The sequence below is a fragment of the Variovorax sp. GrIS 2.14 genome (assembly GCF_046115955.1).
Lineage (GTDB): Bacteria > Pseudomonadota > Gammaproteobacteria > Burkholderiales > Burkholderiaceae_C > Variovorax.
In genome coordinates this window covers 146,570-172,646 of record NZ_JBJXIA010000011.1, presented here as the reverse complement: position 1 = coordinate 172,646, position 26,077 = coordinate 146,570, and the positions used below count along the sequence as shown (strand labels likewise).

23 protein-coding genes, 3 tRNA genes and 1 pseudogene are annotated in these 26,077 nt (G+C 64.0%); 10 read left to right on the top strand and 17 right to left on the bottom strand.

Going from position 1 to position 26,077, the window contains the following annotated elements:
• The first annotated feature begins 2 nt into the window (after positions 1-2).
• From RCH10_RS18325 to RCH10_RS18285, 9 genes are all read left to right on the top strand, one after another.
• Entirely contained in the window at positions 3-488 is a 486-nt protein-coding gene (locus tag RCH10_RS18325; RefSeq protein WP_409053483.1) for a CvpA family protein, read from the top strand.
• Between the two features lie 13 nt (positions 489-501).
• Complete coding sequence (gene purF, locus RCH10_RS18320) at positions 502-2,004, top strand: amidophosphoribosyltransferase (protein ID WP_187050989.1); 1,503 nt, start codon at positions 502-504, stop codon at positions 2,002-2,004.
• Positions 2,005-2,039: 35 nt separating this feature from the next.
• Positions 2,040-3,257 carry an O-succinylhomoserine sulfhydrylase gene (locus RCH10_RS18315; protein WP_323498526.1) on the top strand — a complete coding sequence of 406 codons (1,218 nt, stop codon included), beginning with the start codon at positions 2,040-2,042 and terminating at the stop codon, positions 3,255-3,257.
• 8 nt (positions 3,258-3,265) lie between these two features.
• On the top strand, positions 3,266-4,654 hold the full coding sequence (gltX, locus tag RCH10_RS18310) for a glutamate--tRNA ligase (protein WP_409053482.1): 1,389 nt from the start codon (positions 3,266-3,268) through the stop codon (positions 4,652-4,654).
• Positions 4,655-4,687: 33 nt separating this feature from the next.
• Positions 4,688-4,763, top strand: a tRNA-Ala gene (locus tag RCH10_RS18305).
• Between the two features lie 44 nt (positions 4,764-4,807).
• Positions 4,808-4,883 (top strand) — tRNA-Glu (locus RCH10_RS18300).
• 71 nt (positions 4,884-4,954) lie between these two features.
• A tRNA-Asp gene (locus RCH10_RS18295) sits at positions 4,955-5,031 on the top strand.
• A gap of 137 nt (positions 5,032-5,168) precedes the next feature.
• A complete protein-coding gene (locus tag RCH10_RS18290) occupies positions 5,169-6,026 on the top strand; it encodes a hypothetical protein (RefSeq protein WP_409053481.1) in 858 nt (285 codons plus the stop codon).
• An 18-nt stretch (positions 6,027-6,044) separates the two neighbouring features.
• Entirely contained in the window at positions 6,045-7,121 is a 1,077-nt protein-coding gene (locus RCH10_RS18285) for a TAXI family TRAP transporter solute-binding subunit (protein WP_409053480.1), read from the top strand.
• Positions 7,122-7,410: 289 nt separating this feature from the next.
• Here the strand turns inward: RCH10_RS18285 and RCH10_RS18280 are convergent, their stop codons facing one another.
• The 16 genes and pseudogenes from RCH10_RS18280 to RCH10_RS18205 all read right to left on the bottom strand — a co-directional run bounded on the left by RCH10_RS18280 (position 7,411) and on the right by RCH10_RS18205 (position 23,790).
• Positions 7,411-7,968 (bottom strand): fasciclin domain-containing protein, encoded by a 558-nt coding sequence (locus tag RCH10_RS18280; RefSeq protein WP_409053479.1) that lies wholly within the window; start codon positions 7,966-7,968, stop codon positions 7,411-7,413.
• Between the two features lie 91 nt (positions 7,969-8,059).
• Positions 8,060-8,446, bottom strand: coding sequence for a VOC family protein (locus RCH10_RS18275; protein WP_409053478.1), 387 nt, complete (start codon positions 8,444-8,446; stop codon positions 8,060-8,062).
• Positions 8,447-8,467: 21 nt separating this feature from the next.
• Positions 8,468-9,949 carry an SRPBCC family protein gene (locus RCH10_RS18270; RefSeq protein ID WP_409053477.1) on the bottom strand — a complete coding sequence of 494 codons (1,482 nt, stop codon included), beginning with the start codon at positions 9,947-9,949 and terminating at the stop codon, positions 8,468-8,470.
• A complete protein-coding gene (locus RCH10_RS18265; RefSeq protein WP_187050997.1) occupies positions 9,949-10,389 on the bottom strand; it encodes an SRPBCC family protein in 441 nt (146 codons plus the stop codon). The genes RCH10_RS18270 and RCH10_RS18265 overlap by 1 nt, the downstream gene beginning before the upstream one ends.
• A gap of 12 nt (positions 10,390-10,401) precedes the next feature.
• Entirely contained in the window at positions 10,402-12,099 is a 1,698-nt protein-coding gene (locus RCH10_RS18260; RefSeq protein ID WP_323498518.1) for a flotillin domain-containing protein, read from the bottom strand.
• A 15-nt stretch (positions 12,100-12,114) separates the two neighbouring features.
• Positions 12,115-12,945, bottom strand: coding sequence for a phosphoenolpyruvate hydrolase family protein (locus RCH10_RS18255; RefSeq protein ID WP_323498517.1), 831 nt, complete (start codon positions 12,943-12,945; stop codon positions 12,115-12,117).
• Positions 12,946-12,987: 42 nt separating this feature from the next.
• A complete protein-coding gene (locus tag RCH10_RS18250) occupies positions 12,988-14,220 on the bottom strand; it encodes a Tm-1-like ATP-binding domain-containing protein (protein WP_409053525.1) in 1,233 nt (410 codons plus the stop codon).
• 540 nt (positions 14,221-14,760) lie between these two features.
• Positions 14,761-15,255, bottom strand: a pseudogene (locus RCH10_RS18245) (ABC transporter ATP-binding protein); the annotation flags it as partial.
• Positions 15,255-16,076, bottom strand: a complete 822-nt coding sequence (locus tag RCH10_RS18240; protein WP_409053476.1) for an ABC transporter ATP-binding protein — start codon at positions 16,074-16,076, stop codon at positions 15,255-15,257. The pseudogene RCH10_RS18245 and the gene RCH10_RS18240, both read right to left, overlap by 1 nt.
• Positions 16,077-16,086: 10 nt before the next feature.
• A complete protein-coding gene (locus tag RCH10_RS18235) occupies positions 16,087-17,358 on the bottom strand; it encodes an ABC transporter substrate-binding protein (protein WP_409053475.1) in 1,272 nt (423 codons plus the stop codon).
• Positions 17,355-18,545, bottom strand: a complete 1,191-nt coding sequence (locus tag RCH10_RS18230; RefSeq protein WP_409053474.1) for a branched-chain amino acid ABC transporter permease — start codon at positions 18,543-18,545, stop codon at positions 17,355-17,357. The genes RCH10_RS18235 and RCH10_RS18230 overlap by 4 nt, the downstream gene beginning before the upstream one ends.
• Positions 18,542-19,501 (bottom strand): branched-chain amino acid ABC transporter permease, encoded by a 960-nt coding sequence (locus RCH10_RS18225; RefSeq protein WP_323498513.1) that lies wholly within the window; start codon positions 19,499-19,501, stop codon positions 18,542-18,544. The genes RCH10_RS18230 and RCH10_RS18225 overlap by 4 nt, the downstream gene beginning before the upstream one ends.
• The gene (locus tag RCH10_RS18220) at positions 19,498-20,781 is read right to left on the bottom strand and encodes an amidohydrolase family protein (RefSeq protein WP_409053473.1); all 1,284 of its coding nucleotides are present in this window, start codon (positions 20,779-20,781) and stop codon (positions 19,498-19,500) included. Before RCH10_RS18220 ends, RCH10_RS18225 begins: the two co-directional genes overlap by 4 nt.
• Positions 20,782-20,799: 18 nt before the next feature.
• Entirely contained in the window at positions 20,800-22,089 is a 1,290-nt protein-coding gene (locus tag RCH10_RS18215; RefSeq protein ID WP_323498510.1) for an amidohydrolase family protein, read from the bottom strand.
• Positions 22,090-22,100: 11 nt separating this feature from the next.
• Positions 22,101-22,910 (bottom strand): alpha/beta fold hydrolase, encoded by an 810-nt coding sequence (locus tag RCH10_RS18210; RefSeq protein WP_409053472.1) that lies wholly within the window; start codon positions 22,908-22,910, stop codon positions 22,101-22,103.
• A gap of 16 nt (positions 22,911-22,926) precedes the next feature.
• Complete coding sequence (locus tag RCH10_RS18205) at positions 22,927-23,790, bottom strand: fumarylacetoacetate hydrolase family protein (protein WP_409053471.1); 864 nt, start codon at positions 23,788-23,790, stop codon at positions 22,927-22,929.
• A gap of 169 nt (positions 23,791-23,959) precedes the next feature.
• Here RCH10_RS18205 and RCH10_RS18200 point away from each other — a divergent pair, with 169 nt between their 5' ends.
• On the top strand, positions 23,960-25,507 hold the full coding sequence (locus RCH10_RS18200; RefSeq protein WP_409053470.1) for an alpha/beta hydrolase fold domain-containing protein: 1,548 nt from the start codon (positions 23,960-23,962) through the stop codon (positions 25,505-25,507).
• Between the two features lie 41 nt (positions 25,508-25,548).
• On the opposite strand, the gene RCH10_RS18195 is transcribed toward RCH10_RS18200, so the two are convergent.
• On the bottom strand, positions 25,549-26,073 hold the full coding sequence (locus tag RCH10_RS18195) for an Lrp/AsnC ligand binding domain-containing protein (protein ID WP_409053469.1): 525 nt from the start codon (positions 26,071-26,073) through the stop codon (positions 25,549-25,551).
• Positions 26,074-26,077: the final 4 nt, after the last annotated feature.

Genomic DNA, 26,077 nt, shown 5'->3' with positions numbered 1-26,077 from the left:
CAATGGCCTTGCTCGACTGGATCGGTATTGCAGTGCTCGTGGTGTCGGTGTTGCTCGGCTTGATGCGCGGGCTGGTGTTCGAGGTGATTTCGCTGGCGGGCTGGATTGCCGCCTTCTTGTGCGCGCAGTGGTTTGCCGGGCCGGTGGCGGACTGGTTGCCGATCGGTGAGGCCGGTGCCGTGTGGCGCTACCCGGTCGCCTTCGTGCTGGTGTTCATTGCGGTCGCTTTCGCTGTGGGGCTGGTGGCTTCATTGACGCGCCGGATGATCACCGCGGTGGGGTTGCGACCGGTCGACCGCACACTCGGCGCCGCTTTCGGTCTGGTGCGCGGCGCCGTCGCGTTGATGGTGGTCGCGGTGGTGGTTCATTTGTTGGCGTTGGGCGGCGGAGCCTTGTGGAAGGAGTCGCGCGGCGCCATTGTTCTTGATACGGCCTTGCAGGGCGTGAAGCCCGTTTTGCCGGAAAAGTTGGCCAGTTACCTTCCTTGAGAGGATTGTCCCCATGTGCGGAATCGTCGGCGTTGTCAGCAACGCTCCTGTGAATCAACTGCTCTACGACGCCTTGCTGCTGCTGCAGCATCGCGGTCAGGACGCAGCCGGCATCGTGACCTTGCTGGAGCGCAAGTTCTTCATGCACAAGGCCAAGGGCATGGTGAAAGACGTGTTTCGCACGCGCAACATGCGGGCACTGCCCGGCAACATCGGCTTGGGCCAGGTGCGTTACCCGACCGCCGGCAATGCCTACAGCGAAGAAGAAGCTCAGCCGTTCTACGTGAACGCGCCCTTCGGCATCGTGCTCGTGCACAACGGCAATCTGACCAACGCGCATGCGCTGCGGGCCGAACTGTTTTCGACCGATCACCGCCACACCAACACCGAGAGTGACTCTGAAGTTCTGCTCAACGTGCTCGCGCACGAACTCGAGCGCGCGACGCGCGGTGTGCCATTGCACTCCGAAGAAGTCTTCGCTTCCGTCACCAGCATGCAAAAACGCCTACGCGGCTCGTATGCCGTGGTGTCGATGATCTCGGGACACGGCCTGCTGGCGTTCCGCGATCCGTACGGCATCCGCCCGTTGTGCATGGGACGCAACGCCGATGGCGTGATCATGGTGGCGAGCGAGTCGGTCGCGCTCGAAGGTTCGGGCTTCAAGTTCGAGCGCGACATCGCACCGGGCGAGGCGGTGTTCATCGATCTGCAGGGCCAAGTGCATTCGCGCCAGTGTGCCGAGGCGGCGACCCTCAAACCGTGTATTTTCGAGTTCGTCTACCTGGCGCGGCCCGATTCGACACTCGATGGCATTTCGGTCTACCAGGCGCGCCTGAACCTGGGCGAAGCGCTGGCCAAGCGCGTGGTGTCGACGGTGCCGCCGAGCCAGATCGACGTGATCATCCCGATCCCGGAATCGAGCCGGCCGAGCGCCACGCAGCTGGCGCATCTGCTCGGCATTCCGTACCGCGAAGGCTTCGTCAAGAACCGCTACGTCGGTCGCACTTTCATCATGCCGGGGCAGGGCATTCGCAAGAAGTCGGTCCGGCAAAAGCTCAACGTGATCGCCAGCGAATTCAAAGGGCGCAATGTGCTGCTGGTTGACGATTCGATCGTGCGCGGCACGACGAGTCGAGAGATCGTGCAGATGGCGCGCGACGCCGGCGCACGCAAGGTCTATCTGGCCAGCGCGGCACCGCCGGTGCGCTACCCCAACGTGTACGGCATCGACATGCCGACCAAAGACGAGTTGGTGGCACACGACCGCACCATCGAAGAGATTCGCGAACTCATCGGTTGCGATGCGTTGATCTATCAGGACGTGGATGCCATGAAGCGAGCCATCGGTTCGCTCAATCCCAAGCTCGACGGCTTCGATGCCTCGTGTTTCGACGGCGTGTACGTCACCGGCGACATCGACACTGAGTCGATCAACCGCATGAACGGCAGCCGACCGCGCATGGAGGAGACGGAAGAAGACTCCTCGCGGCTCGCGCTACCGAATTTCTCTGAATAGTGCTCCGAATAACCTGCGAAGAAGCGAAAGAATCCGTGACCGATCGATCCTTGCCACCCGGACTGCACCGCGACACGCTGGCCGTGCGCACCGCGTTGCCGCGCAGCCAGCACGGCGAAAACTCAGAAGCCTTGTTCCTCACCAGCGGCTTCGTGCAGCCCGATGCAGAAACATCGATGCGCCGCTTCGCCGGCACCGAAGAAGGCTTCACCTACGGGCGAACGTCGAACCCGACGGTTACCAGCTTCGAGCAGCGGCTCGCAGCGCTGGAAGGCACAGAAGCGGCCATCGGCGCATCGACCGGCATGGGTGCGATCCTCATGATGTGCATGGGTCTGCTGAAGATGGGCGATCACGTGATCTGCTCGCGTTCGATGTTCGGTTCTACGCTCAATCTGTTCGCCAAGGAGTTCGCGAAGTTCGGCGTCGAAACCAGCTTCGTTTCGCAGACCGATGTGACCGAATGGCGTGACGCGTTGCGCCCCACCACCAAGCTGCTGTTCGCCGAAACGCCGACCAATCCGCTGACCGACGTTTGCGACATCCGCGCGCTCGCAGACCTTGCGCACAGCGTGGGCGCGTTGCTCGCGGTCGACAACTGCTTTTGTTCGCCAGCGTTGCAGCGGCCGACCGAGTTGGGTGCCGATCTGGTGATTCACTCGGGCACCAAGTACCTCGACGGCCAGGGCCGCGTCATGGCGGGCGCGATTTGCGGGCCTTCGCGGTTGATCGTCGATGTGTTTGGGCCGGTGGTGCGTACCGCAGGCATGGCGCTTGCGCCGTTCAATGCGTGGGTCGTTTTGAAGGGCCTGGAGACGCTCGGCATCCGCATGCAGGCGCAGTGCGCGAATGCTTTGGCTGTAGCCGAATGGCTCGAAACGCAGCCGGCTGTTTCGCGCGTCTACTACCCGGGCTTGAAGTCGCATCCGCAACACGAGTTGGCGATGCGCCAGCAGTCGGGGCAGGGCGGTGCGGTGCTGTCGTTCGACGTGCGCGGCGGCGACCCGGAAACGGCGCGTGCCAATGCATTCCATGTCATCAACAGCACGCGCGTCGTCAGCATCGCGACCAACCTCGGCGATACGAAGACGATCATCACGCACCCCGGCACGACTTCGCATGGTCGCCTGACCGAAGCGCAGCGCCAGGCGGCCGGCATCGGGCAGGGCTTGATCCGGCTCGCGGTCGGCCTCGACCATATCGACGACATCAAGACCGACCTGCTGCGCGGGTTCGACACACTCAGTACCTGATCGCTTTCATGACCGGCAAAGTTCGCACCCGCATCGCTCCTTCCCCGACGGGTTTTCTGCACCTCGGCACCGCGCGCACCGCGCTGTATTCGTGGGCCTACGCGCGGCATCACGGCGGTGAGTTCGTGCTGCGCATCGAAGACACCGACGTCGCACGGTCCACGCAGGATTCGACCGACCAGATCCTCGCCTCGATGCACTGGCTCGGTCTGGACTACGACGAAGGCCCGATCTATCAGATGCAGCGGTTGGCGCGCTACCAGGAAGTCATTGCACAGATGCTCGCGGCCGGCACCGCGTACCGCTGCTATTGCACTCCGGCCGAGTTGGAAGAAGTGCGTGAAGCGCAACGCGCGCGCGGTGAGAAAACTCTGTACGACGGTCGCTGGCGCCCCGCGGCGGGCAAGGTGCTGCCACCGGTGCCGGAAGGCGTGCCGCCCGTGGTGCGCTTCTGCAATCCGATGAGCGGCGACGTGACCTGGGACGACCTCGTCAAGGGCGAGATCACCATCAACAACCGCGAGATCGACGACCTGATCATCCTGCGGCCCGATGGTGTGCCGACATACAACTTTGCAGTGGTGGTCGACGATTGGGACATGGCGATCAGCCACGTGTTTCGCGGCGACGAGCACATCAACAACACGCCGTGGCAGATCAACATCTTCAACGCGCTCGGCGCGCCGCTGCCGCGATTCGGCCACGTGCCGGTGATCCTCGGCGACGATGGGCAGAAGCTGTCGAAGCGGCGCGGCGCAGTGAGCGTGACGGCGTACGAAGAGAACGGCTACCTGCCCGAGGCGATGCTCAACTATCTGGCCAGGCTGGGCTGGAGCCACGGTGACGAAGAGCTGTTCACGCGCGAGCAGATGGTGAGCTGGTTCGATGGCTCGCATCTGTCCAAAAGCCCGGCGCAGTGGGACGCGGCCAAGCTGGCCTGGGTCAATGCGCAGTACATCAAGGCGAAGCCCGACGATGCGCTCGCGCCGCTGGTTGCGGTGCAGTTGCAAAAGCGCGGCATCGTGGCCGACGAGCGGCTGCCTGCGATTTGCGCGTTGTTCAAAGACCGCTGCGACACCACGGTCGTGTTGGCCCACTGGGCTGCGGCGTTCTATGCCGATGTGACACCCGGCGAGGCCGACCGCGTGCAGCATGTGACCGAGGCGATCCGCCCGGTCGTCCTCGCGCTGGCCGACAAGCTTTCTGACGCGACGTGGGACAAGCCTTCGATCGGCGCCGCCATCAAGGAAGTGCTCGTTGCACATGGCATCAAGATGCCCACACTCGCCATGCCGGTGCGTGTTTTAACGATGGGAACGGCTCAGACACCATCGCTCGATGCGGTGCTTGCGTTGTTCACTCGCGAAACCGCTGTCGCAAGGTTGAGAGCGGCTTGAGTTTCAAGCTATAATTCGAGGCTCGACACCCGAGGGGGTATAGCTCAGCTGGGAGAGCGCTTGCATGGCATGCAAGAGGTCATCGGTTCGATCCCGTTTACCTCCACCATCAAGGTTGTCGAATCGGAAGTTATCGGATTAGTCCAAGGTTTTGACCCTATCGTCTAGAGGCCTAGGACACCACCCTTTCACGGTGGCTACCGGGGTTCGAATCCCCGTAGGGTCGCCAAATCGGCTTCGGTCGATGAGGCAAGCAAGTCGTCAGCACTTGGCTCTTCACAGAGTGAACGTTGTCTACCAGGAGTGGTAGTTCAGTTGGTTAGAATACCGGCCTGTCACGCCGGGGGTCGCGGGTTCGAGTCCCGTCCGCTCCGCCAGTATTTTGGGATTTGCCCAATGAAAAAAGCCACCTTCGGGTGGCTTTTTTGCGTCTGCACACCGTCCGAGTTGTATTCGACCCCCTTGGTTGCGCAGCAAAGTAGGTCCAAAATACACAAAACCCTTCACCGCCAGCATGGACCGTTATCGAACCATTGCGAACCCCCGTGAGTTGGACCCATCGTTCTCAGTGCCCTGTAAACGATGTGCCGGGCTGTTGCAGGAGTGGAACCGGTTTTGCCCGTTCTGCCTGGAAGATCAGTTCTCGCCCGTCGATGGAGATGCAGAAACAGATGCTGCAGCGGCAACCGAGTCTGCACGCCATAGATCCGCCTCCAGTAAAGAGAAAGACTCCATCGGACTCGAATTCGCGGACACCGTCCACCCGGGCGCGGCGGAAGTCATTCCAATTTCCGGCCCGGCGGGCAAGGCGCCCAACGCAAAAGGAGACACCGGGGTCTCACTGGCCCAGCCCAGCAACTACTGGCAGACAGAAGTGTTGGGCGTTGGGGGTAAGACGGACTGGATGGCGCGTATATCGCCTAAAAACCTGAAGGCTGGAATCGCCTTGGCGCTGGTAGTGATGGCGGTCGCTTTCTTGGGCGCGAGGCAAGGCTATTTCGACACTCGGAGTGACTTCAAGGTCGACACCGAGCGAGTGCAGACAGCCTTGAATCGCGGTGATCTGAGGAGTGCCGTCCAGCTTCTCGATGCGATCGAATCAAGTCATCCGGACGACCCCGCTGTCCAATCGCTCAGAGACGCCCTCGATCTGCGCATTCAGGAGCGGTCTACCTCTCGCAGCGAACTGCTGGATGCCACTTCTCGCATGGCGTCCAACGCGTCTGTATCGGATGACTCAGCGCCAGGCGCCCCTGAGACGCCGGACGCACCGACTACCGACCCCCTCGAGCAAGCCACTGGCCCGCTTCGAGCGTCGCAGAAAGAGTGCAGTGTGGCGCTCGCCGCATTGGCACTGTGCCCAAAAGAATAGCCGCTCGGAGGGAGCCACATGCCCATCAGATTGCTGGTAGCAGCCCTGTTGTGGATCTCTGTCGTTCTGTGCGCGACCGCGGCGCCTCGCGCTGAGTACAAGATCGTCACCGCGACGAAAACAGGCACCTACATTCAGATCGGTCGCGACTTGGCCACGCTGGTCGCGGAACCCGCCGACATTGCGCTGGAAGTTCTCGAGTCGAAAGGCTCGGCAGAAAACATTCAGCGAATGCGATTCGAGCAGGGAGTCAAGCTGGCGCTTGTGCAGTCGGACGTGTACCAGGCGTTTCTGGACGAAGCCAAGGCCGGCAACGCCGACGCCGGGGACATCATCAAGCCTCTGCGCCTCATCATGCCGCTCTATGACGAGGAGATCTATTTCGTCGCGCGCGCCGATTCGCCGCTCAACAGCATTCACGAAATCAAGAACAAGAAGATCGCCGTCGGGCCCTTGGGAAGCGGCACCGCCCTCACGTCGAGAACGCTGTATCAACTGATGTTCGGGGAGCCGCTGCCGCCTGCCAATACGCAGTACCTCAGCAATGAAGAAGCACTTGCCAAGCTCACTGTCGACAAGTCGATCGACGTTGCGATCATCGTCGCGGGTCAGCCAGCCAAGCTGTTCACCGAGATGAAGGCCGAGGCCCGCATCTACATCAAGCTCCTGAAGCTCGACGATACGGAACCCGAGTCGGCCCGCGCCAAGAAAACTTACTTTCCTGCGGTGATACGTGCCGCCAGTTATTCGGCGTGGCTCAAGAACGACGTGCCTGCATTGACCGTCAAAGCCTACCTCGTCACCTACGACTACGGACTGCAGTCGACAGTTGTCAACCTGAATCGTTTTGCCGAGTCGCTCTGTGCCAACTTCGACAAGCTTCAGGCAAATGGACATCCCAAGTGGAAGCAGGTGCGGCTGGAGCTCCCACCACTGAGCCAGGGATGGCGCTACTACGCGCCGACAGAAAAACGCATGCGCGCCTGCATCGCTAAGCGGAGTGCTGTCGGTTTCTCTACCGCTGGAGGAACAGCGCTACCAAGTCCGAGAAACTGCACCGAGCAGGAGCTGGTGTTGGGCATCTGCAGGCGCTGATTCTGGTTATTACCGGCGGACTCGGCTGCTGAACGAGCTGCTGCACGACAGCTGACAGCTACAGGCTGTCCCCCAGAACCACATAAGCGGTCAGGCCGGTCACCATCGCGAGATGCAGCGTGAAGACTCCCCGCTTCTCTCGGGGAGTCATAAGAAATGCGGGTACACCGATCAATACGGTCAGGATGGCGAGGGGAACGAGCGGATGCATAGGGCCGTGCGTAGCCCGGGTCAGTGGGCCTATGTGGAAACCGGAGCGAATCCCCACATTTTGACGGCTGGCGAGTCGTTACTTCGGCAAAAGAACTTTGTCGACGACGTGAATGACGCCGTTGGATTGCTTCACGTCGGCGATCGTCACGTTTGCCGTGCCGCCGTTTTCGTCGGTGATCATGACTTTCTTGCCACTCGATTTTGCCGTCAGCGTGCCGCCCGACACGGTCTTCAGCGACGCCGTTCCCTTGCCGTCCTTGATTGCCTTCATCAGCATCTTCGAATCCATGTTCCCGGCCACGACGTGGTAGGTCAGGATGGTGGTCAGCTTGTCTTTGTTTTCAGGCTTGAGCAAAGTGTCGACCGTTCCGGCGGGCAGGGCTGCAAACGCTTTGTTGGTCGGTGCGAAAACGGTGAACGGGCCTGGGCCTTTGAGCGTGTCGACCAGACCGGCTGCCTTGACGGCCGCGACGAGCGTCGTGTGGTCCTTGGAATTGACAGCGTTGTCGATGATGTCCTTGGTCGGGTACATCATTGCGCCGCCCACAGTCACTTGGGCTATGGCGGAAGCGGCACCCAGGGCCATGGCTGCGGCGAGGGTGATGGAGGCGAAGCGGTGAAGATTGCGTTTCATTGGAGGGATCCTCTCGAGGTAGGCCGTCGCAAAGATGTGCGTTGGCTGCGCTTGATACGGTCCTCCGCTCACATTGGATTCGTTCGGCGCCTCAGGAGGCCGCTAAAGATTCCTTTGCATCGAAGTCCAGTTCGACCTTTGCCCCGCTCGGGTCGTGGCAAAAGAGCTGCCAGATGCCGGAGCCGACCTGTTGCCCCAGTTCGTATTTCCAGCCGCGCTGATCGAAGCGCGCTTTGACCTCGCGGAGACCTTCGGCCGTGAACGCCATGTGGTCGATCACGCCTGTGCGCTGCGTCGGCACCGGGCGGCCAAAGTACATGTGCAGTACCGCCTGCGTGCCGGTGCCATACAGCCAGGCCCCGGGAAAGCCGAGGTCCGGCCGATGACCGACGTGCAGACCGAGCAGGCCGCAATAGAAGTCCAGCGTCTTCGCTTCGTCTTCCGCGGTCACGGTGAAATGGTTCATTCCGACGATCATCTTTGTCTCCGTTTCAGTTCGTTATGCAATGAGCACCAGCGCGCCGATGCTGGTCCGGGATTCGAGCCGCGCGTGCGCCTGGGCCGCGGCATCGAGCGAGAAGCGTTCGATCACCGGCGTCCTGATGGCGCCCTCGGCCAGCGCGTTCCACACGCGCTGCGCACGTTCTGCGAGCTGTCCCGGCGCCGACACGTAGTCGAAAACCACGGGCCGCGAGAAGCTGAGCGACTTGGCCCCGAGCATGTCGGACGACAGCGCCGTCAATGCGCCGGTGGCCTGACCCAGGCTGATCCAGTGCCCGCGGCGCGCGAGCGATGCGAGGTTTTCGTCGCGGGCCGCTTCACCAAGCCCGTCGACCAAAACGTCGACGCCGCCGCACGCATGCTGCACCGCATCGGCAAAGCGATAGTCGCGCGTGACGATGACGTGCTCGCAACCATGTTCGCGCGCGATGCGCGCCTTGGCCTCGCTCGACACGGTGCCCACCACGGTCGCGCCAAGGTGCCGTGCCCATGAACACAGCAACAGTCCGACGCCACCGGCCGCCGCATGCACCAGGATGCGCGTGCCGCGCTGCACTCGCCCCAAATCATGGAGCAGGCAGTCGGCGGTGATGCCCTTGAGCAGCAATGCCGCAGAAACCTCGTCTTCGATGGCCGGCGGCAAGCGCACCACCCATTCCGCCGGGACCGAGCGCACGCCGCAGTAGGCGCCCGGCACCGGACCGAGGTAGGCGACGCGGTCGCCGGAGAAAAAGCCATGGACGTTTTCGCCGACGTCGAGCACGCCACCGGCGGCCTCCATGCCGGGAACGCCGGGCGACGCCTCCGACACCGGCAGCAGGGAGGGAATCCAGCCACGACGGAGATAGACGTCGATGAAGTTGATGCCGATGGCGCGCTGCTGGATGCGTACTTCGCCGGCGCGCGGTGCCGCTGCTTCACCGCTTTGCGGCTGCAGCACGTCGGCGGCACCATAGTGCGAAAGGCCGACACGTCGCGTCGACACAGGCAAAGCGCGAGGCAACGAAGACGTCGTGTTGCCGCCTCCATGAAGGTCACCGCCTTGCTGAAGATACCGCCGCAGATTGACAAAGCCGGCCTCGTACACACCTTGCGCTACCGTTTCGCGCAACTCGCGTTCCCGTCCAGGCGGCGTGCCAAAGGTCGACTCCCAATGCCAGAAGGTCCGGCGGCCGTCGGTCACCGGCTTGAGGGTGAGCGTCGCCACGTAGCGCTGCAGCGGCAAGGTCGCCTCGACGATGCAGTAAGTGCTCTTGTGATCCTTGTCGGAGAGCGTCAGCAGCTGCTCGCGGATGCGGTTGCCGTCTTTCAGCGTGAAGCTCCTGACGCAGCCGACTTGGTCGCCTCGTTCGTTGCCTTCGATGCGACTCGACTCGACCACGTCGTGCCATTCGGCATGGCTGTTGAAGTCGCGCAGCACGGCCCACACCCGCTCGATCGGTGCATCGATGATGGTCGAGCGGACGACCTTCTGAAGCATCAGCGACTACCGAAGTGGCGCTTCAAAGCATCGAAGCCGCCCTGAAAAACACCGCCGCCTATCGACTCGGTCAACTCGCGCTCACGGTCTTCGTCGCAGTCGAATTCGGCGCTCCATTCGGCGAAGCAACGCGTGCCGTCGGTCACAGGCGTCAGCTTGAGCGTGGCGGTGTAGTCGGTCACGCCCATCGGGCTTTCGAGGATCTCGTAGGTGCAGCTGTAGTCATAGTCGGACAGGGCGAGCAAGCGCTCGCGGATCGCGCCGCCATCGCGCAAATGAAAGTGCCGGATACAGCCGACACGATCGGCCGGCTGGCCGTTCTCGATCCGGCTGTCCGCGATCAGCGGATGCCACTGCGGCATGCCGTTGAAATCACGAACGCGCGACCACACACTGTCGGCGCTCGCATCGATCACGCTGGAAACGTAGACATTCACCATGCGCTGCTCCTCTTAGTCCTGCTTGGCCTTGGATGCGTTCGACGGCAGCGCAGCATGCGAGCCGCTCACATTGCCGACCAGCTTCTGGATGTCGCCGCCCTCGATGCCGATTTCGCGCAGCAACTGGTCGACCAGCGGTGCCTGCGCCCGGAAGCGCAGCGCAGAGTTGACCAAGCCATCGGCCAGACCGACGCCATCGCCATCGCGCCCGCCACCGTTCGACGATCCGCCGAAGCCGTCGACCTGCAGGATCTTGATGCCCTCGATGCGCTCCATCGGGCGTACCGATTCGCGGATGATCCCCTCCGCTTTTTCGACCAGTCGCATACGCAGCGCCGACATCCGGGCCTCGGGCGTGAGCATGTTGTGCGCTTCATTCATCAGGCGCGCCGCCTCAGCTTCGATCTCGGCACGGATGCGCAACGCCATCGAGCGGATCTTGTCGGCATCCGCATCCGCTTCGGCCTGCGCGCGGATCGACGCGCCGCGGTTGGCGCTGGCATCGCTCTCCGCTTGCGCCGCCGACGTGAGCCGCAAAGCATCTCTCTCCGAGATCAATGCAGCCGCGATCAGCTCGATCGCCTTCTTGCGCTCGGCCATCTCGACCTCGCGCGCGGTGAAGACTTTCTCTTCTGCCGACACGGCTTGCGCCCGCGCCAGCTCGGCTTCTGCCTGGGCCTCGCTTTGGGCCTTGCTCTCGCGTGCGACCGCGATCGAGCGCTGTTGTTCGGCCAGCTCCAGCGACATGCGCCGCTCCAGTTCGGCGCTCTGAATGGCACGCTCCTTGCCGATGCGACCTTCTTCGATCGTCTGTTCGGAGCGGATACGCGCCGCGTCGATGCTCTGCTTGGCGGCGATCTGTGCGCTCTCTGCATGTTGCTCCCGCTGTGCCCGTTCGACCGCCACTTCGGAGCGCTGACGCGAGCGCGCCATCTCGACTTCGCGCTGCTGTGACAGCCGCGCGTGTTCGCTCTCGCGATCGATTTCGAGCGACAGCTTCTCGGCTTCGAGATTCTTGTTTCGGATGGCGATCAACGTGTCCTGTTCGACGTCGTTGCGCTGCTTCTTGCGATGCTCGATCTGCTCTGTCAGCCGCGTCAAACCTTCGGCGTCGAAAGCGTTGCTCGGGTTGAAGAACTCCATGCCGGTCTGGTCGAGCTGCGTGAGCGAAGCGGCTTCGAGCTCCAGGCCGTTGTTGGTGAGATCCTCGGCCACCGCTTCGCGCACGCGCTTGACATAGGCGCCGCGCTTTTCGTGCAGCTCTTCCATTGTCATCTCTGCCGCCGCGGTGCGCAGTGCATCGACGAACTTGCCTTCGACCAGCTCCTTGAGCTGATCGGGCTCCATGGTGCGCAGGCCCAGCGTCTGCGCGGCCACTGCCACCGAATCGGCATTGGCAGCCACCCGCACGTAGAACTCGGCGATCACATCGACACGCATGCGGTCCTTGGTGATGAGTGCCTTGTCGCGGCCACGGCTCACCTCGATGCGCAGCGTGTTCATGTTGACCGGTATCACGTCGTGCACGATCGGCAGCACGAAGGCGCCGCCGTCGAGCACCACCTTTTGCCCGCCCAGGCCGGTGCGCACGAAGGCGCGCTCTTTCGAGCTGCGCAAATAGAGCCAGTGGAGCAGCCAGACCGCGATGGCGACGACGATCGCGACAACGATCAGCCCGAGGATGAAACTACCGAATTGAGAACCTGACATGGACATCGTCTCCTGTTATCGCGTGATCTCGACAAAGCGTCGCGTGGTGTCGGTGAGCGCCGTCTCGGTCGGCAAGCGCTCCATCGAACTGGCGCCGTAGAAGCCGTCGCATGCGCGGCACTGCTCGAGCACGTACTGCGCATCTTTCGGCGTGGCGATCGGGCCGCCGTGGCACAGCACGATGGCATTCGGGTTGACCTCGCGCGCCGCTGCCGCCCAGCGGTCGATGCGCGGCACGCAGTCGGCCAGCGTCAGCGCGGTCTCGGCCCCGATGGCGCCGCCGGTGGTAAGCCCGAGGTGGCACACGACGATGTCGGCCCCGGCACCGGCCATGGCGCGCGCTTCGTCTTCGTTGAAGACATAGGGCGTCGTTAGCAGATCGAGCGCATGAGCGCGGGCGATGAGATCGACTTCGAGCGCGTAGCCCATGCCGGTCTCTTCGAGGTTGGCGCGAAAGGTGCCGTCGATGAGTCCGACCGTCGGAAAGTTCTGCACGCCCGAGAAGCCGAGCGTGATGAGCCGGCCCAGGAACTCGTCGGCGATCATGAAAGGATCGGTGCCGTTGACGCCGGCCAGCACCGGCGTGTGCTTGACCACCGGCAGCACCTCGCGCGCCATCTCGCACACGATCTCGTTTGCGTTGCCATAGGCCATCAACCCCGCCAGCGAGCCGCGGCCGGCCATGCGGTAGCGCCCCGAGTTGTAGATAACGATGAGGTCGATGCCGCCGGCCTCTTCGCACTTGGCCGACAGGCCGGTGCCAGCGCCCCCGCCGATGAGCGGCTTGCCCGACTCGATCTTGGCGCGGAAGCGTTCGAGCAATGTCGATCTTGCGATGCGTGGCATGGTGTTCGGTTTCCCTTGGTTTTTGGTTCTGGCTTATTCGATTCAGGCGCGCCGCGCGTCGACCGGCGTGCGCGACACCTCGTGCCATGCGGCCACGAGCGCGGCAGAAAAAGCTTCGTCGTTGATGTGCAGCGGCAAGCGTTGCAGACGCCGGTCGGGCCCGGCGCGGAACCCTGCTTCGATGGTCGAGAACAGCATGCGGTCGGCCTCGGGATCGTGAAATGGCTGGCCGGCCTTGTCGATCGCGGAGACGCCGCCTTCGGGAATCAGAAAGCGCACGGGCCCGCGCATCGCGTTGAGCTTGGCCGCGATGAATTCGCCTATCGCGCGGCACTCCTCGACGGTCGTTCGCATCAACGTGACGGTCGTGTTGTGCCGATACAGCTTGCGCGCCCTGAAGCGCTCGGGAACGGTCTCGAAAGCGCCGAAGTTCACCATGTCGAGCGCGCCGCACGAGCCGACGTACGGCAGTGCGTGGTGGGCAAACACGTCGAGCCGTGTCGGGCCGGCAGACAGCACTCCGCCGACGATCTCGTCCGCGACTTCGGTGGTCGAGACGTCGATCACGCCGGCCAGCAAGCCCGACTCCGCGAGCTTTTCCATCGACTGGCCACCGACGCCGGTCGCGTGGAATACCAGGCAGTCGTAGCTTTCTTCGAGCGCCTTGGTCACGGCCTGCACGCAGGGCGTGGTCACCCCGAACATGGTGAGTCCCACGGCCGGCCGGGTGATGGCGGACACTGCCGGCGGATGCGCGACCATGCCGGCCAGCGCATTCGCTGCATTCGCCAGCACGCTCTCGCTGATTCGATTGATGCCCTGCACGTCGGTGACCGAATACATCATGCAGATGTCGCTCGGTCCGACGTAGGGGCGCGTGTCGCCGCTGGCCATGGTCGAGACCATCATCTTGGGCAAGCCGATCGGCAGTGCGCGCATGCCTTGCGTTGCCATCGAGGTGCCGCCGGAGCCGCCTGCAGAAATGACCCCGCCGATGTCGCGACGCGTGCGCACGAAAGCTTCGAAGGCGAGCCCCATCGCTTCCGTCGCACGCCCGCGGTCATTGCTGAAGACGGCCGACTCGCCTTCGGGGTGATGACGCGCAACCTCGCGCGGATGCATGCTGGCCGGCGACGGCTTGCCCGAGGTCGACAGGTCGACCGTGACGACACGCAAGCCGAGCTTTTCGATGCACTGGCGCAGAAAGCCGAGCTCGCGTCCCTTGGTGTCGAAGGTGCCCACGACATAGGCGGCGCGCTCGCTGCTGGCAGCCACCGGAAAGTCGAAGACGGCGGTATTGCCCCCTCTCCCGTTAGCGGGAGAAGGTTGGGGTGAGGGTCGATGCGAAGGCGACAGCGATGCGGAAGACGGCGAGATCGCCTCCCGCGAAATATCCGTCACCGTCGCCGCAGTCCCCCCAGCGTTCCATCGCGTAAAACCGCGCACCGTCGCCGGCGCCAAGTCGCCGAGCGATGGCGCCCCATCGCCATGCGCACGCCGGACGGTGAAGACCTGCGTGCCGGTCGATGGCGCCGCACCGGCCGCCGGCAACTCCGCATCGAGTTCATCCCCGTGACCGCCCGAGCGCACACCCAGCAGTCGCTCCTGTAACTCGCGGTCCGCGGCAAGTGCCGCCGCCGGCATCTCCTGCGCGATGCGGCCATTGACCATCAAGCCGATCCGGTCCGCCACGGACTGTGCGACGCCCAGGTTCTGCTCGATCAGCAGCACCGCGATGCCGTCCGCCGCCAGCTCGCGCAGCGCCTGCGCAACCTGCTCGACGATCACCGGCGCCAGCCCTTCGGTGGGCTCGTCCATGACCAGCAGCTTCGGGTTCAGCAACAACGCGCGGCCGATCGCCAGCATCTGCTGCTCGCCGCCGGAGAGCTGCGCGCCGCCATTGCTGCGGCGTTCCGCCAATCTCGGAAACATCGTGTAGACCCGGTCGACGTCGCGACGTCGGCTCGCCACCAGCCGCAACGTTTCATCGACCGACAGCGAAGGCCAGACGCGGCGACCTTGTGGCACATAGGCGATGCCGCGCTTCGTGATCTCGTTCGGCGCCATGCCGAGGATCTCTTCGCCGGCAAAGCGAATGCTGCCCCGCGCCGGAACCATGCCGGTGATCGCGTTGCACAGCGTCGTCTTGCCCATGCCGTTGCGGCCCACGATGCCGAGCACGCCGCGCTCCAGCGTGAGGCTCACGCCCTGCAACGCATGGGCGCGGCCGTAGTACACGTCGAGCCCGTCGATGACGAGCGCCGTCGACTTGCTGGCCGCTGCTTCGCGATCACCGCCGAACCAGGCCATCAGTGCTTGCTCCCCATATAGATCGCCTGCACTTGCGCGTCGTTCTCGATCTCGTCCGGGCTGCCGGTGCGCAGCACACGACCGTTGTGCATGACGGTGACACGGTCGACCACGCGCAGTGCGATGTCGAGGTCATGCTCGATCAGCACGAAGCTCATGTGCGCCGGCAGCGAGGTCAGCAGTGCAACGAGTTCGCGACGCTCGGCGGGCGAGAGGCCGGCAGCGGGTTCGTCAAACAGGATGAGCCGCGGCGCACCGGCGAGTGCCATGCCGATTTCAAGCTGGCGTTGCTGGCCATGCGCCAGGTTGGCCACGCGCTCGTCGGCGATGTGGCTCAGGCGCGACCGATCGAGCAAGTCGTCGGTCGCGCGTGTCGAAGGGTGCCCGGCGCCCGGGCGCCGAAAGCTGAAACGGCCGCTGGCGACGCCGCGCACCGCGAGAAAAAGGTTGTCCCGCACCGTCAGGTCGCGGAACAAAAGCGAAGACTGATAGGTGCGCCGCATACCCTTGCGAATGCGGTCTTGCGGAGCGAGGTCGGTGATGTCTTCGCCGAAGAAATAGATGCGACCGGCCGTCGGCGGAAAGTCGCCGGTGATCGCATTGAAGAGTGTGGTCTTGCCGGCGCCGTTCGAGCCGAGCACCGCGTACTTCTGGCCGGCCGTGACCGTGAGCGAGACGTCGTCGACCGCGCGCAACGCGCCAAAGGCGCGCGTCACCCCGTCCAGCCGCAACGCATCGCCCGAGAGCAACTGCGCGCCGTCGCGGCTGCTCGCAGCGGGGCCACGCACTGTGGCGCGGCGGAGCGAGGTGATCGTGGCCATCTTTAAAGCGTCAAGTCCTGCAGTCCGGCACGTCGCGCGTACCGAGGCCCATCTTCTTGAACTCAGCTTCCGGCAAACCCAGCGTCTGCGAGATGTTGGGCACCGACTTCACGACCTTGTTGTAGAACGAGCCGTCGGCCGCCTTGGCCACTTCGGTGATGTAGGTCGTGCCGACGCCGTTGCGGTTGGCGTCGATCTTCACTTCACCTGCCGGCCCCTTGAAGTCGGTCTTTTGCAGCGCATCGCGATAAGCCTTCTGGCCCCCGGAAAGATCGCCCTTGACCACGTCGAGCGCATCGAGCGTCGCCTTGGTGTTGATGTAGTACAGGTAGGCAAAGAGGGAAGGGCTCGGGAAGCCGTCCTTGAAGGTCGCCTTGTAGTCGGACACGAACTTCTTCCACTCCGGCGTGTCGATCGAGTCGGCCATCGGGCCTGCGGAAGCCGTGCCCAGCAACGACTCGCGGCGCTTGCCCTTGAAGTTGAGAACAGTCTGGTCGACCGTGATGGAGCCGCCGATCATGGGCTTGTCGCCACCGGCCTGTTCGTATTGCGTCAGGAAGTTGACTGCGTCGGAACCGCCCAATACGACGACCAGGGCGTCGATGTTTTTCGGGATCTTGGCGATGACCGACGCATAGTCCTTGGTGCCCAGCGGCACCCACGCCTTGTCGATCACCTTGCCGCCCTTGGCGCAGTAGCTCGCCATGAAGCCTTGCACCTGCGAATAGGGGAAGCCGTAGTCCTCGGCGATGAGGAAGGTCCGCTTGTAGCCCTTGGCCAGCGCGTGCTCGCCGAGGCCCACCATCCACTGCGCGCCTTCGGTGTTGAAGCGATAGAAGTTGGGCGCAGGGTCTTGCAGCGTGGCAGCCTGTGCGCCGGCCGAGCCGTTGATGAAGGTGACGTTGGGCTGCGTCTTGGCGTAGTTCTTGACCGCGATGCCTTCGTCGCCCGACAGCGGGCCAATCATGATCTGCACCTTGTCCTGCTCGACTGCCTTGCGCGTCGAGTTGACGGCCTTGTCGGGTGTCGCGTCCGACGACACCTTGATGAACTCGATCTTCTTGCCGCCGGCCATGCCGTTCTTTTCCTTCAGCGCCAGGTCGGCGCCGCGCATGCCGTCTTGCCCGGGCGCCGCGAACGGACCTTCGAGCGAGGCCAGCAGGCCGATCTTCAAGACCTCTTGCGCCTGGGCCATGCCCGCGAGGCCGGCCATGGCCAGCGCCGCTGCGGCACCAACGAGGCTGCGCGCGAATATCTTCTTGTGCTCTTGCTTAACCGTCATGTCTCGCTCCTGTTTGTGGTTGTCGAATGCGGCCTGTGCCGCGGCTGGGGACCTCGACCCGACAGGCGACTGCGCAGGTGTTGCCACAAGCCCAGCAAGCCGTCGGGTGAGAACAGGACGATCGCGAGGAAGACCCCGCCGATCACAAGATTGAAGCGCTCGCGGTCGACCAGGTCGATGGCGAAGTTCTGCAAAAGCACGAAGACCACGGCGCCGATGAACGCGCCGATCGGGTGCTTCATGCCGCCGAGCACGGCGATGATGAGGATGTTGATCATCGCGCCGATACCGACGGTGCCGGGCGAGATGCGGCCGTTGTACCAAACCAGCAGCACGCCGCCGACGGCCGCCAGAAAGCCCGCAACCGCATAGGCTGCGACGCGGTGCGCGGTGACGTTGTAGCCGAGGGCCTGCATGCGCCGCGGGTTGTCGCGGATGCCTTGCAGCGCTATGCCGAAAGGCGCGCGAACGAGGTGCTTCACCAGAAAGTAGCCGGCGACCGAACAGGCCAACACGAGGAAGTAGAACGGCATCGGCTCGCGCAGGTCGAGGCCGAAGACGACCGGTGCCGCCAGCTTGCTGAAGCCCTGGAAGCCGTTGAAGAGCGTGTAGTTTTGCTGCGCCAGATAGAAGAACGCCACGCCCACGGCCAGCGTGATCATGATCGTGTAGATGCCTTCGGTGCGCACCGACAACCATCCGACCGCGGCGGAGAACATGGTCGACAACGAGAGCGCTGCAATCACCGCCAGCCACCACGGCCAGCCGAGGCTGATCGTCGCGTTGCTGCTGCTGCCGATGATGGCGACCAGGTAGGCGGCGAAGCCCGCCACCGTCATTTGCGCCAGCGACACCATGCCGCCATAGCCGCCGAGGAAGGTGAGCGACAACGCGACCAGACCGAGCGCGAGCGATTGCGCGCCAATCTGGAAGGTGAAAAACGGCGTTGCGAAGAAGGGATAAAGCAGCACCAGCGCGGCAACCAGCACATGGCGCCAGCGCACCGGGCGGAACAGCACGCGCAGCCAGCGCGGGAGGTCGCCGTGCGCTGGCAGTGGTTCGGCCGGGCGTGTAGTGCTTGTGGTGCGCGTGCTGCGCGTGCTGCTCGTGGTGATGGCGGCGCGTGGTAGCACCGCGACACCGGCCGCCGGCGACTTCATCGCCCGTCGCCACTGCGCTGCGCTCATGTCGCTTTCCCCATCAGGCCACGCGGCTTGAACGCGAGCGCAACCACCATGATCACGAAGGTGAAGACCACGCTGTAGGTCGGCGCATAGGCCAACCCGAACTGCTCCGCCAGGCCAATCAGCAGCGCGCCGATGGCGGCGCCGACCACGCTGCCCATGCCGCCGACGATGACCACCACCAGGGAAGCCAGCAGATAGCGTGTGTCTTCGCCCGGCGAGATCGACAGGGCGGTGCCACCCACCACGCCGGCCAACCCGGCGAGCCCGGCACCGATCGCGAAGGTCAGCGCGAACACCAGTTGCACGTTGACGCCCGCCGCGGCCAGCATGCCGCGGTCGTCGACGCCGGCGCGGATCATCATGCCGATGCGCGTGCGCGCCAGCAGCAGCCAGAGGCCCACGCCGATGACGATCGATGCCAGCAACACGAACAGTCGGTAGGTTGGAAACTTGGCGACGAGGGGAAGGGTGGTCGAGCCGTAGATCCACGCGGGTGGATCGAAGGTGTAGATCTCCGCGCCCCAGATCCACAGCATCAAGTCGGCGAAGACGATCGACAGGCCGATGGTCACCAAGGTCTGCCGAAGGTCTTGGCCCTGCATGTGCCGGAACACCAGCAACTGCATCAGCAGCCCGAGGATCGCCGAGGCCAGAAAGCCGGCGATGACAGCGAGCACCCACGAGCCCGTGTGCTCGCCGACGAACCATCCCACGTAGGCACCGAAGAGATAGAGGGAGCCGTGCGCGAGGTTCACGTTGCGCATCAGCCCGAACACCAGCGTGAAGCCGCTCGCGACCAGGAAGTAGAGCGACGCGAGCGTGAGGCCGTTGAGCAGCGTCTTGAAGTAGAGCGGGTAGTTGTCGGAGATGGCCCAGACAGAGAACACTGCGATGGGCACTCCGAAAATCAGCCAGAGCGCCAGCGACTTCCGATTCATGCGCGCCATGCCGTTCATGCGACGCGTTCCCAGGCACGCTCGGATGCGATGTTCGGCGCCTTGGCGAACACGCCGTCCTTCATCACCGCGAGGATGCGCTTGGGGTCGCGCAGGATCGACAGGTTGGCGAGCGGGTCGCCGTCGATCAGCAGCATGTCGGCCAGATAGCCATCCTTGATGACGCCGAGTTCGTCGGGCTGCATCATGATTTGACCGCCGTAGAGCGTGGTCGAACGGATGGCTTCCATGGGAGTGAAGCCGAGGTACTTGACGAAAAACTCCAGGTCGCGTGCGTTCTGCGTGTGCGGCGTAAAAGCGAAACCGTAGTCGCCGCCCGGCAGCACGCGAATGCCACGCTTGTGCATCTTGGAGAGCGACTCGAGCGCGGCGTCCCATTCGATCTGGTAGCCCATGTCGGTCGCCATCGCGTTGGTGATGCCGAACGCTTCTGCTTCGTTCAGCATCGCGTAAAGGATGGCGATGCCCGGTGCGACGAAGACGCGGTCTTTGGCGGCTTCGAGCATGTCCAGCGCCTCGTTGTCGACGAAGCTGGCGTGGTAGATCAGGTCGATGCCGTGCCGCAGTGCCTGCTTCACGCTGTCCGACGAGCGGGCGTGCGCGATGCCGCGCTTGCCGCGGATCTTGACTTCGCGCATGGCCGCGGCGACTTCTTCATCGAGCATCCATGTCGTCTCCGAAGGCGACTGCGGCGTGAAGTTATCGCCCGACAGATTGAGCTTGACCGAGTCGACGCCGTACTTCAAGAACATCCGCACGGCCTTGCGCATTTCATCCGCACCCGAGATGTTCACGCCGAAGCTGAACTCCGGGAACGGCAGGTGCGGCAAGGTCTCGTCGCCGAGCCCGCCGAGCACCGTGATCTCCTGGCTGGCGGCCAGGTAGCGCGGTCCGGGAATCTGGCCGGAATTGATCGCGTTGCGGATCACCACGTCGAGCCGCGGCTTGGCGCAGGCCGCACCGACGCACGAGGTAAAGCCGGCTTCGAGGTATCTCTTTGCGACCTTGGCGCACCACAGCACGTGTTCCTCGAGCGGCAGTGTCTGAATGGCCGACAGCGTGGCGGCATCGTTCCATGAGAAGTGCGTGTGCGCCTCGCACATGCCGGGCATCAAGGTCGCGCCGGCACCATCTATGACAGTGGCCCCGCTCGGCGCGATCGGTGCCGTGCTTCGACCGACCTGCCGGATGCGGTTGCCGCGCACCAGCACGCTGCCGCTGAAAGGGTTCTGTCCGGTCCCGTCGAGGATGCGAACGTTGGTGAAGACGACATCGTTCATGGCGTGCTCCTTTGCTGCTCAAGCAGCCCAGCGGGTGGTGCGGGCCGAACGCATCGGCGGCGCGCGGTGGAACTCGCCGTCTTTCATGACGGCCATGATTCGCGACTTGTCTTGCAGCACGGTGATGTCGGCCAGTGGGTCTCCGTCGATCAGCAGGATGTCGGCGAGGTAGCCTTCGCGGATGTAGCCGAGCACCTTGCCCATGCGCATCATCGGACCGCCCCATGCGGTGGCCGAGAGCAGCGCCTCCATCGTGCTCATGCCCACGTACTTGACGAAGTATTCGAGGTCTTTGGCATTGGTGCCGTGCGGTGTCCAGGCAAAGCCGTAGTCGCCGCCGGGCAGGATCCGGACGCCGCGTTTGCGCAACGCCCGCATGCTTTCGACCGCGGCATCGAGCTCGCGGTGGTAGCCCATCTTCATCGTGACCTCTTTGGTCAAACCCCATTGGCTCGCGTTGTGGCAGGTGTTGATGAGCCATGCAAGACCGGGTGCGATGAAGTGCTCTGTCTTGTGGGCTTCAAGCAGGTCAAGCGCCTCGGTGTCGGCAAAGCTCGCGTGGTAGATCACCTCGATGCCCTGCTTCACGCACTGTTTGATGGCCCAGGTCGAGCGCGCGTGGGCGGCGACGCGTTTGCCCCAGGCCTTGGCCTCCTGCACGCAGACGCGGATCTCTTCTTCGGTGAACTGGCTCATCTCGCTCGACATGCCGGTAATCGACTCGCCCGACAGATTGATCTTCACCGAGTCGACGCCCCACTTGGCCATCATGCGAACGCAACGGCGCATCTCTTCAGCGCCACTTACGACGGCGCCGAACGCGAACTCCGGCTGCGGCAGATGCGGTTGTGTGCTGTCGCCGAGTCCGCCTGGCACGGTGATCTCTTGTCCAGCGGCGAGGTAGCGCGGGCCGATGATCGTGCCGTCGGCGATCGCATTGCGGATCACAACATCGAGCCGTGGCTTGGCGGCTGCCGCACCGACGCAGCTGGTCCAGCCCATGTCGAGGTACTTCTTGGCGACTTCGGCGCACCACAGGATGTGCTCCTCCGGTGGCATGCGCTGGATCGCATCGAGACTCGGCTGGTCGTTCCATGAGAAGTGCGTGTGCGCCTCGACCATGCCCGGCATCAGGAAAGCGCCGGCACCGTCGATGACTTGCGCGCCGTGGATGGGAGCTTGCCTCGCGCCGTAAGCGGTCTTGACGACGCGCGAGATGCGATTGCCTTGCACCAGCACGTCGCCGGTGAAGGGCGCCTCGCCGCCGCCGTCGAAGACGCGCACGTTGGTGAAGAGAACGTCTGCCATGGTCGTGCTCCCTACTGGATGCGATGGACGCGGTCGTGCGTCGCAAGAAATTCACGCAGTTCGCGCTGGCATTCGTCGGGCCGCTCGACGGGTGTCCAGTGGCCGCATTTGGGCAGCACCACCACGCGCTTGCTGGCCGCGCGGTGCAGCCGGTCGGCCATGGCGCGCACGGCTTGCGGCGGCGCCACGCCGTCTTCGTCGCCAGTCACCAGCAGCACCGGCGCTTCGATCTGCTCGACGGCTGCAGCCTGCGCGCCGGCCAATGCTTCGCAGCTGCGTGCATAGGCTTCGCCTTCCTGCCGCATCAGGCTCTCGCGCACGAATGCGACCACCACCGGAAGCCGTTGCCGCGTGTCGGCGGAGATGGCGGCCTGCAGCAGTGACTGCGTGATCTCCTGCATGCCCGCAGCACCTTCGCGTGCCTTGGCGGCGCGGGCTTTCATCGCAGTGCGAGCCGCATCGGGCGGCGCGACGAGCGGGCCGAACAAAGCGACGCTCGCGACGAGCTTGGGATGCGTCGCAGCGATGTGCTGGCACACGATGGTGCCCATCGAATGGCCGAGCCAATGCGCGCGTGTGATGCCCAAGCGATCGCAGATGCCGAGCAGCGTTTCGACATAGCGCTCGATCGAAAGAGCGCCTTCGACGCTTTGCGATCGGCCACTGCCGGGCAGGTCGACCCGCACCACGCGGTGCCGCGCCAGTGCCGGCATCAGCGGCGTGTAAGTGTTGGAGCTGCCGCCCAGACCGTGCACGCAGACCACCACAGGGCCGTCGCCTTCTTCTTCCACCGCAACGCGGTCGATGAGCTGGAATGTCATGGCGATGTCGGTGTTGTCATTCGAAGCGGTTCTCGATGACGCCGACGCCGTCGATCTCGACGCGCACGACGTCACCCGAGCGCAGCCATTGCGGCGGCTTCATGCCCATGCCGACACCCGATGGCGTGCCGGTCGCGATCACGTCGCCGGGGTACAGCGTGATGCCGCGCGAGCAGGTTTCGATGAGCGTCGGAATGTCGAAGATCATGTCGCGCGTCTGGCCGTCTTGCCGCAACGTGCCGTTGACCCAGCCGCGCACGCGGGTGGCGCAACCATCGACCTCGTCGGCCGTCACGATCCACGGTCCCATCGGGCAGAAGGTGTCGAAGCTCTTGCCCAGGTCCCATTGCTGGTGGCGCATCTGCACGTCGCGCGCGGTCACGTCGTTGACGACCGTGTAGCCGAAGACATGGTCCATGGCGCGCGAGCGGGGGATGTTGCGGCCACCGCGGCCGATGACGACCGCGAGCTCCGATTCATAGTCGATCTGCACCGAGGCAGCCGGTGCCGGAAGCTGCACCGTGTCGTTGGGGCCGATCACGCATTCGGCCAGCTTGCCGAAGACGATCGGCCATGCCTCAGCTTCTGGTTTTGCGTTGAACACCGACCCCGCCAGCTCCGCCGCATGTGCGTGGTAGTTGCGGCCGACGCAGAACAGGCTGCGCAGCGGGCGCGGCAACGGCGAGCGCAGCGTGACGACGTCGACGGGCAACCGCGCACCCGAAGCGTGCGGTAGCACTTCGTCTCGCGCCATCGCCTGGATCAGCGGCAGCGTGCCGAGCGAAGGATCGCGCACGGCCAACGGCGTGGCCTCGCGGCCATCCTGCGAAATGGTGCCGACATGGTCGCGGCCACCCCAACTCCAGCTGGCAAAACGCATAGACTTTGTCTCCATATTGCCCCGTGGTCTTGCCGGTGTTCACTGGCCGCCACGAGATCTCGGAAGTCATTTTTGAGACTTGCGTCTCAAATCTGGTTGGCCGCATCATACGGTCGGCGTTCCGATATTCACAAGCCGACACAGGCCCTTATTGACCCGTACAAACCCGATGCCGCGACTCAAATACAAGCTGACCGATCCGCCGATCGCACCCGAAGGCGGCGTTCGCGCTGCGACCTTCAAGGCCTTGCTCGAAGCCGCGATGGACATCATTCGTTTGAAGGGTCGTATCCCTTCGGTCGCCGAGGCGGCTGCGCGATCGAAGGTCTCGCGCGCCACCGCATACCGTTACTTTCCGAGTCGCAGCGCGCTGGTGACAGCGGTGGTCGACAGCTCTTTAGGGCCGGTTCGCAAGCTCGCATCCGACAAGCCGAACGGACGTGAGCGCGTGCACGAGCTGTTCATCAAGACCTTCCCGCGCTTCAAGGAATTCGAGGCGCAGATGCGTGCTGCCGCGCAGTTGTCGCTGGAGCAGTGGGGCCTGGAGCGTGCAGGGTTGTTGGAGGAAGAACCCTATCGGCGCGGCCATCGCGTGGGCATTCTCGAACATGCGCTGCAGCCGATGATTCCATTGCTGCGACCGGACGTGCGCGACCGTTTGCACCAGGCGCTGTCGGTCGTCTACGGCATCGAGCCGTATGTGATCTTGAAAGACATCTGGGGTCTGCGTGACCGTGAGGTCGAGCGCACCGCGCTGTGGATGGCGGATGCGTTGATCGACGCGGCGCTGCGTGAGTCCGGACCCGACCCGCTGCCGCCGCTCGCGGATGCCGCGAGCGCGCAAGAGAGCACGGTCGCCGTGGATCCCGAGTGGCTCGACGCGCAGTACAACAATCGCGCGCGCATCCCCGAGCATCCGGCCATCCTCCGCTATTGGGCCGACGCATCCGCCGACGCGTTCAAGCGACCGGACTGGGTGCTCGATGTCGCTTATGGCGACCATGCGAGCGAGCGGCTCGACATCCTCCCTGCGCGCTCGGGCGCACCCGTCTTCGTCTACATCCACGGCGGCTACTGGCGCGCACTCGACAAGCGCGACCATGCCTTCATCGCGCCGCCGTTGCATGCCGCGGGTGCGATGGTCGTGCAGTTGAACTACGCGCTGTGCCCTGCGGTCGGCATCGAGCACATCGTGCTGCAAATGGTGCAGGCGCTTGCATGGGTCTATAGAAATGCAGAAGCACATGGCGGTGATCGCGAGCGCATCGTGGTGGCCGGCCACTCCGCCGGCGGTCATCTCGCGACGATGCTGCTGACCTGCGATTGGCGCGCCGTGGCGCCGGACCTGCCGCGCGACCTGGTCAAGTCGGCACTGTCGATATCGGGTGTGTATGAGTTGGAGCCGCTGCGGCATGCGCCGTTTCTGTCGGCCGACATCGGGCTGACGGAAGCATCTGCGCTGCGCCTGAGTCCGCTGCGGATGCGCGCGCCCACGATGGGCTCGCTGGTGACAGTCGTCGGTGCCGACGAGAGCGAAGAGTTCTTGCGTCAGGCCGATGCGATGTCTTCCGCATGGGGTCCGGACATCGTCGTGGCCAACGAACGTGTTGCCGGCAAGAACCACATGAGCGTGCTGAACGATTTGGCGGACCCGAAGTCATCGACTTACGCGCATGCGCTGTCGTTGCTGGGGCTGTCCGGCCCGGCGCGCGGCTGAGCGAGGCCGATTCGTCGGAGCGCCCTCAGCCCCGGCGTTTTCTAGCCGCCGCGCAAGTGCAGGTGCGTCGAGTTCTTCACTTCTTCCATCACGGCATAGGTCCGGGTTTCGCGCACACCCGGCAGTTGCCAAAGCACGCTGCCCGCGAAGGCGCGGTAGTCGCCCATGTCGGCGCTTCGGGTCTTGAGCAGGTAGTCGAAGCCTCCCGCGACCATGTGGCACTCCATGATTTCAGGGCGTACTTGTACCGCCGCCTTGAACTGATCGAACACGTTGGGTGTCGTGCGATCGAGCATCACCTCGACAAAGACCAGCATGCTGGCGCCCAGCTTGAGCGGGTTGAGTCGCGCTTCATAGCCGAGGATGTAGCCCTCGCGCGTCAGGCGTTGAACGCGGGCCAGGACCGCCGTTGGCGACAGGCCGATCGTGTCCGCGAGCTTGACGTTGGAGAGGCGGCCGTCGTCCTGTAAGGCGGCGAGGATGCGAACGTCGAGTCGATCCAGACCCGGAGCAGGATCTTCGATGGGTGGCGCGGAAGTCTTTGGTGGTTTCTTCGGCTTAATCATCTGA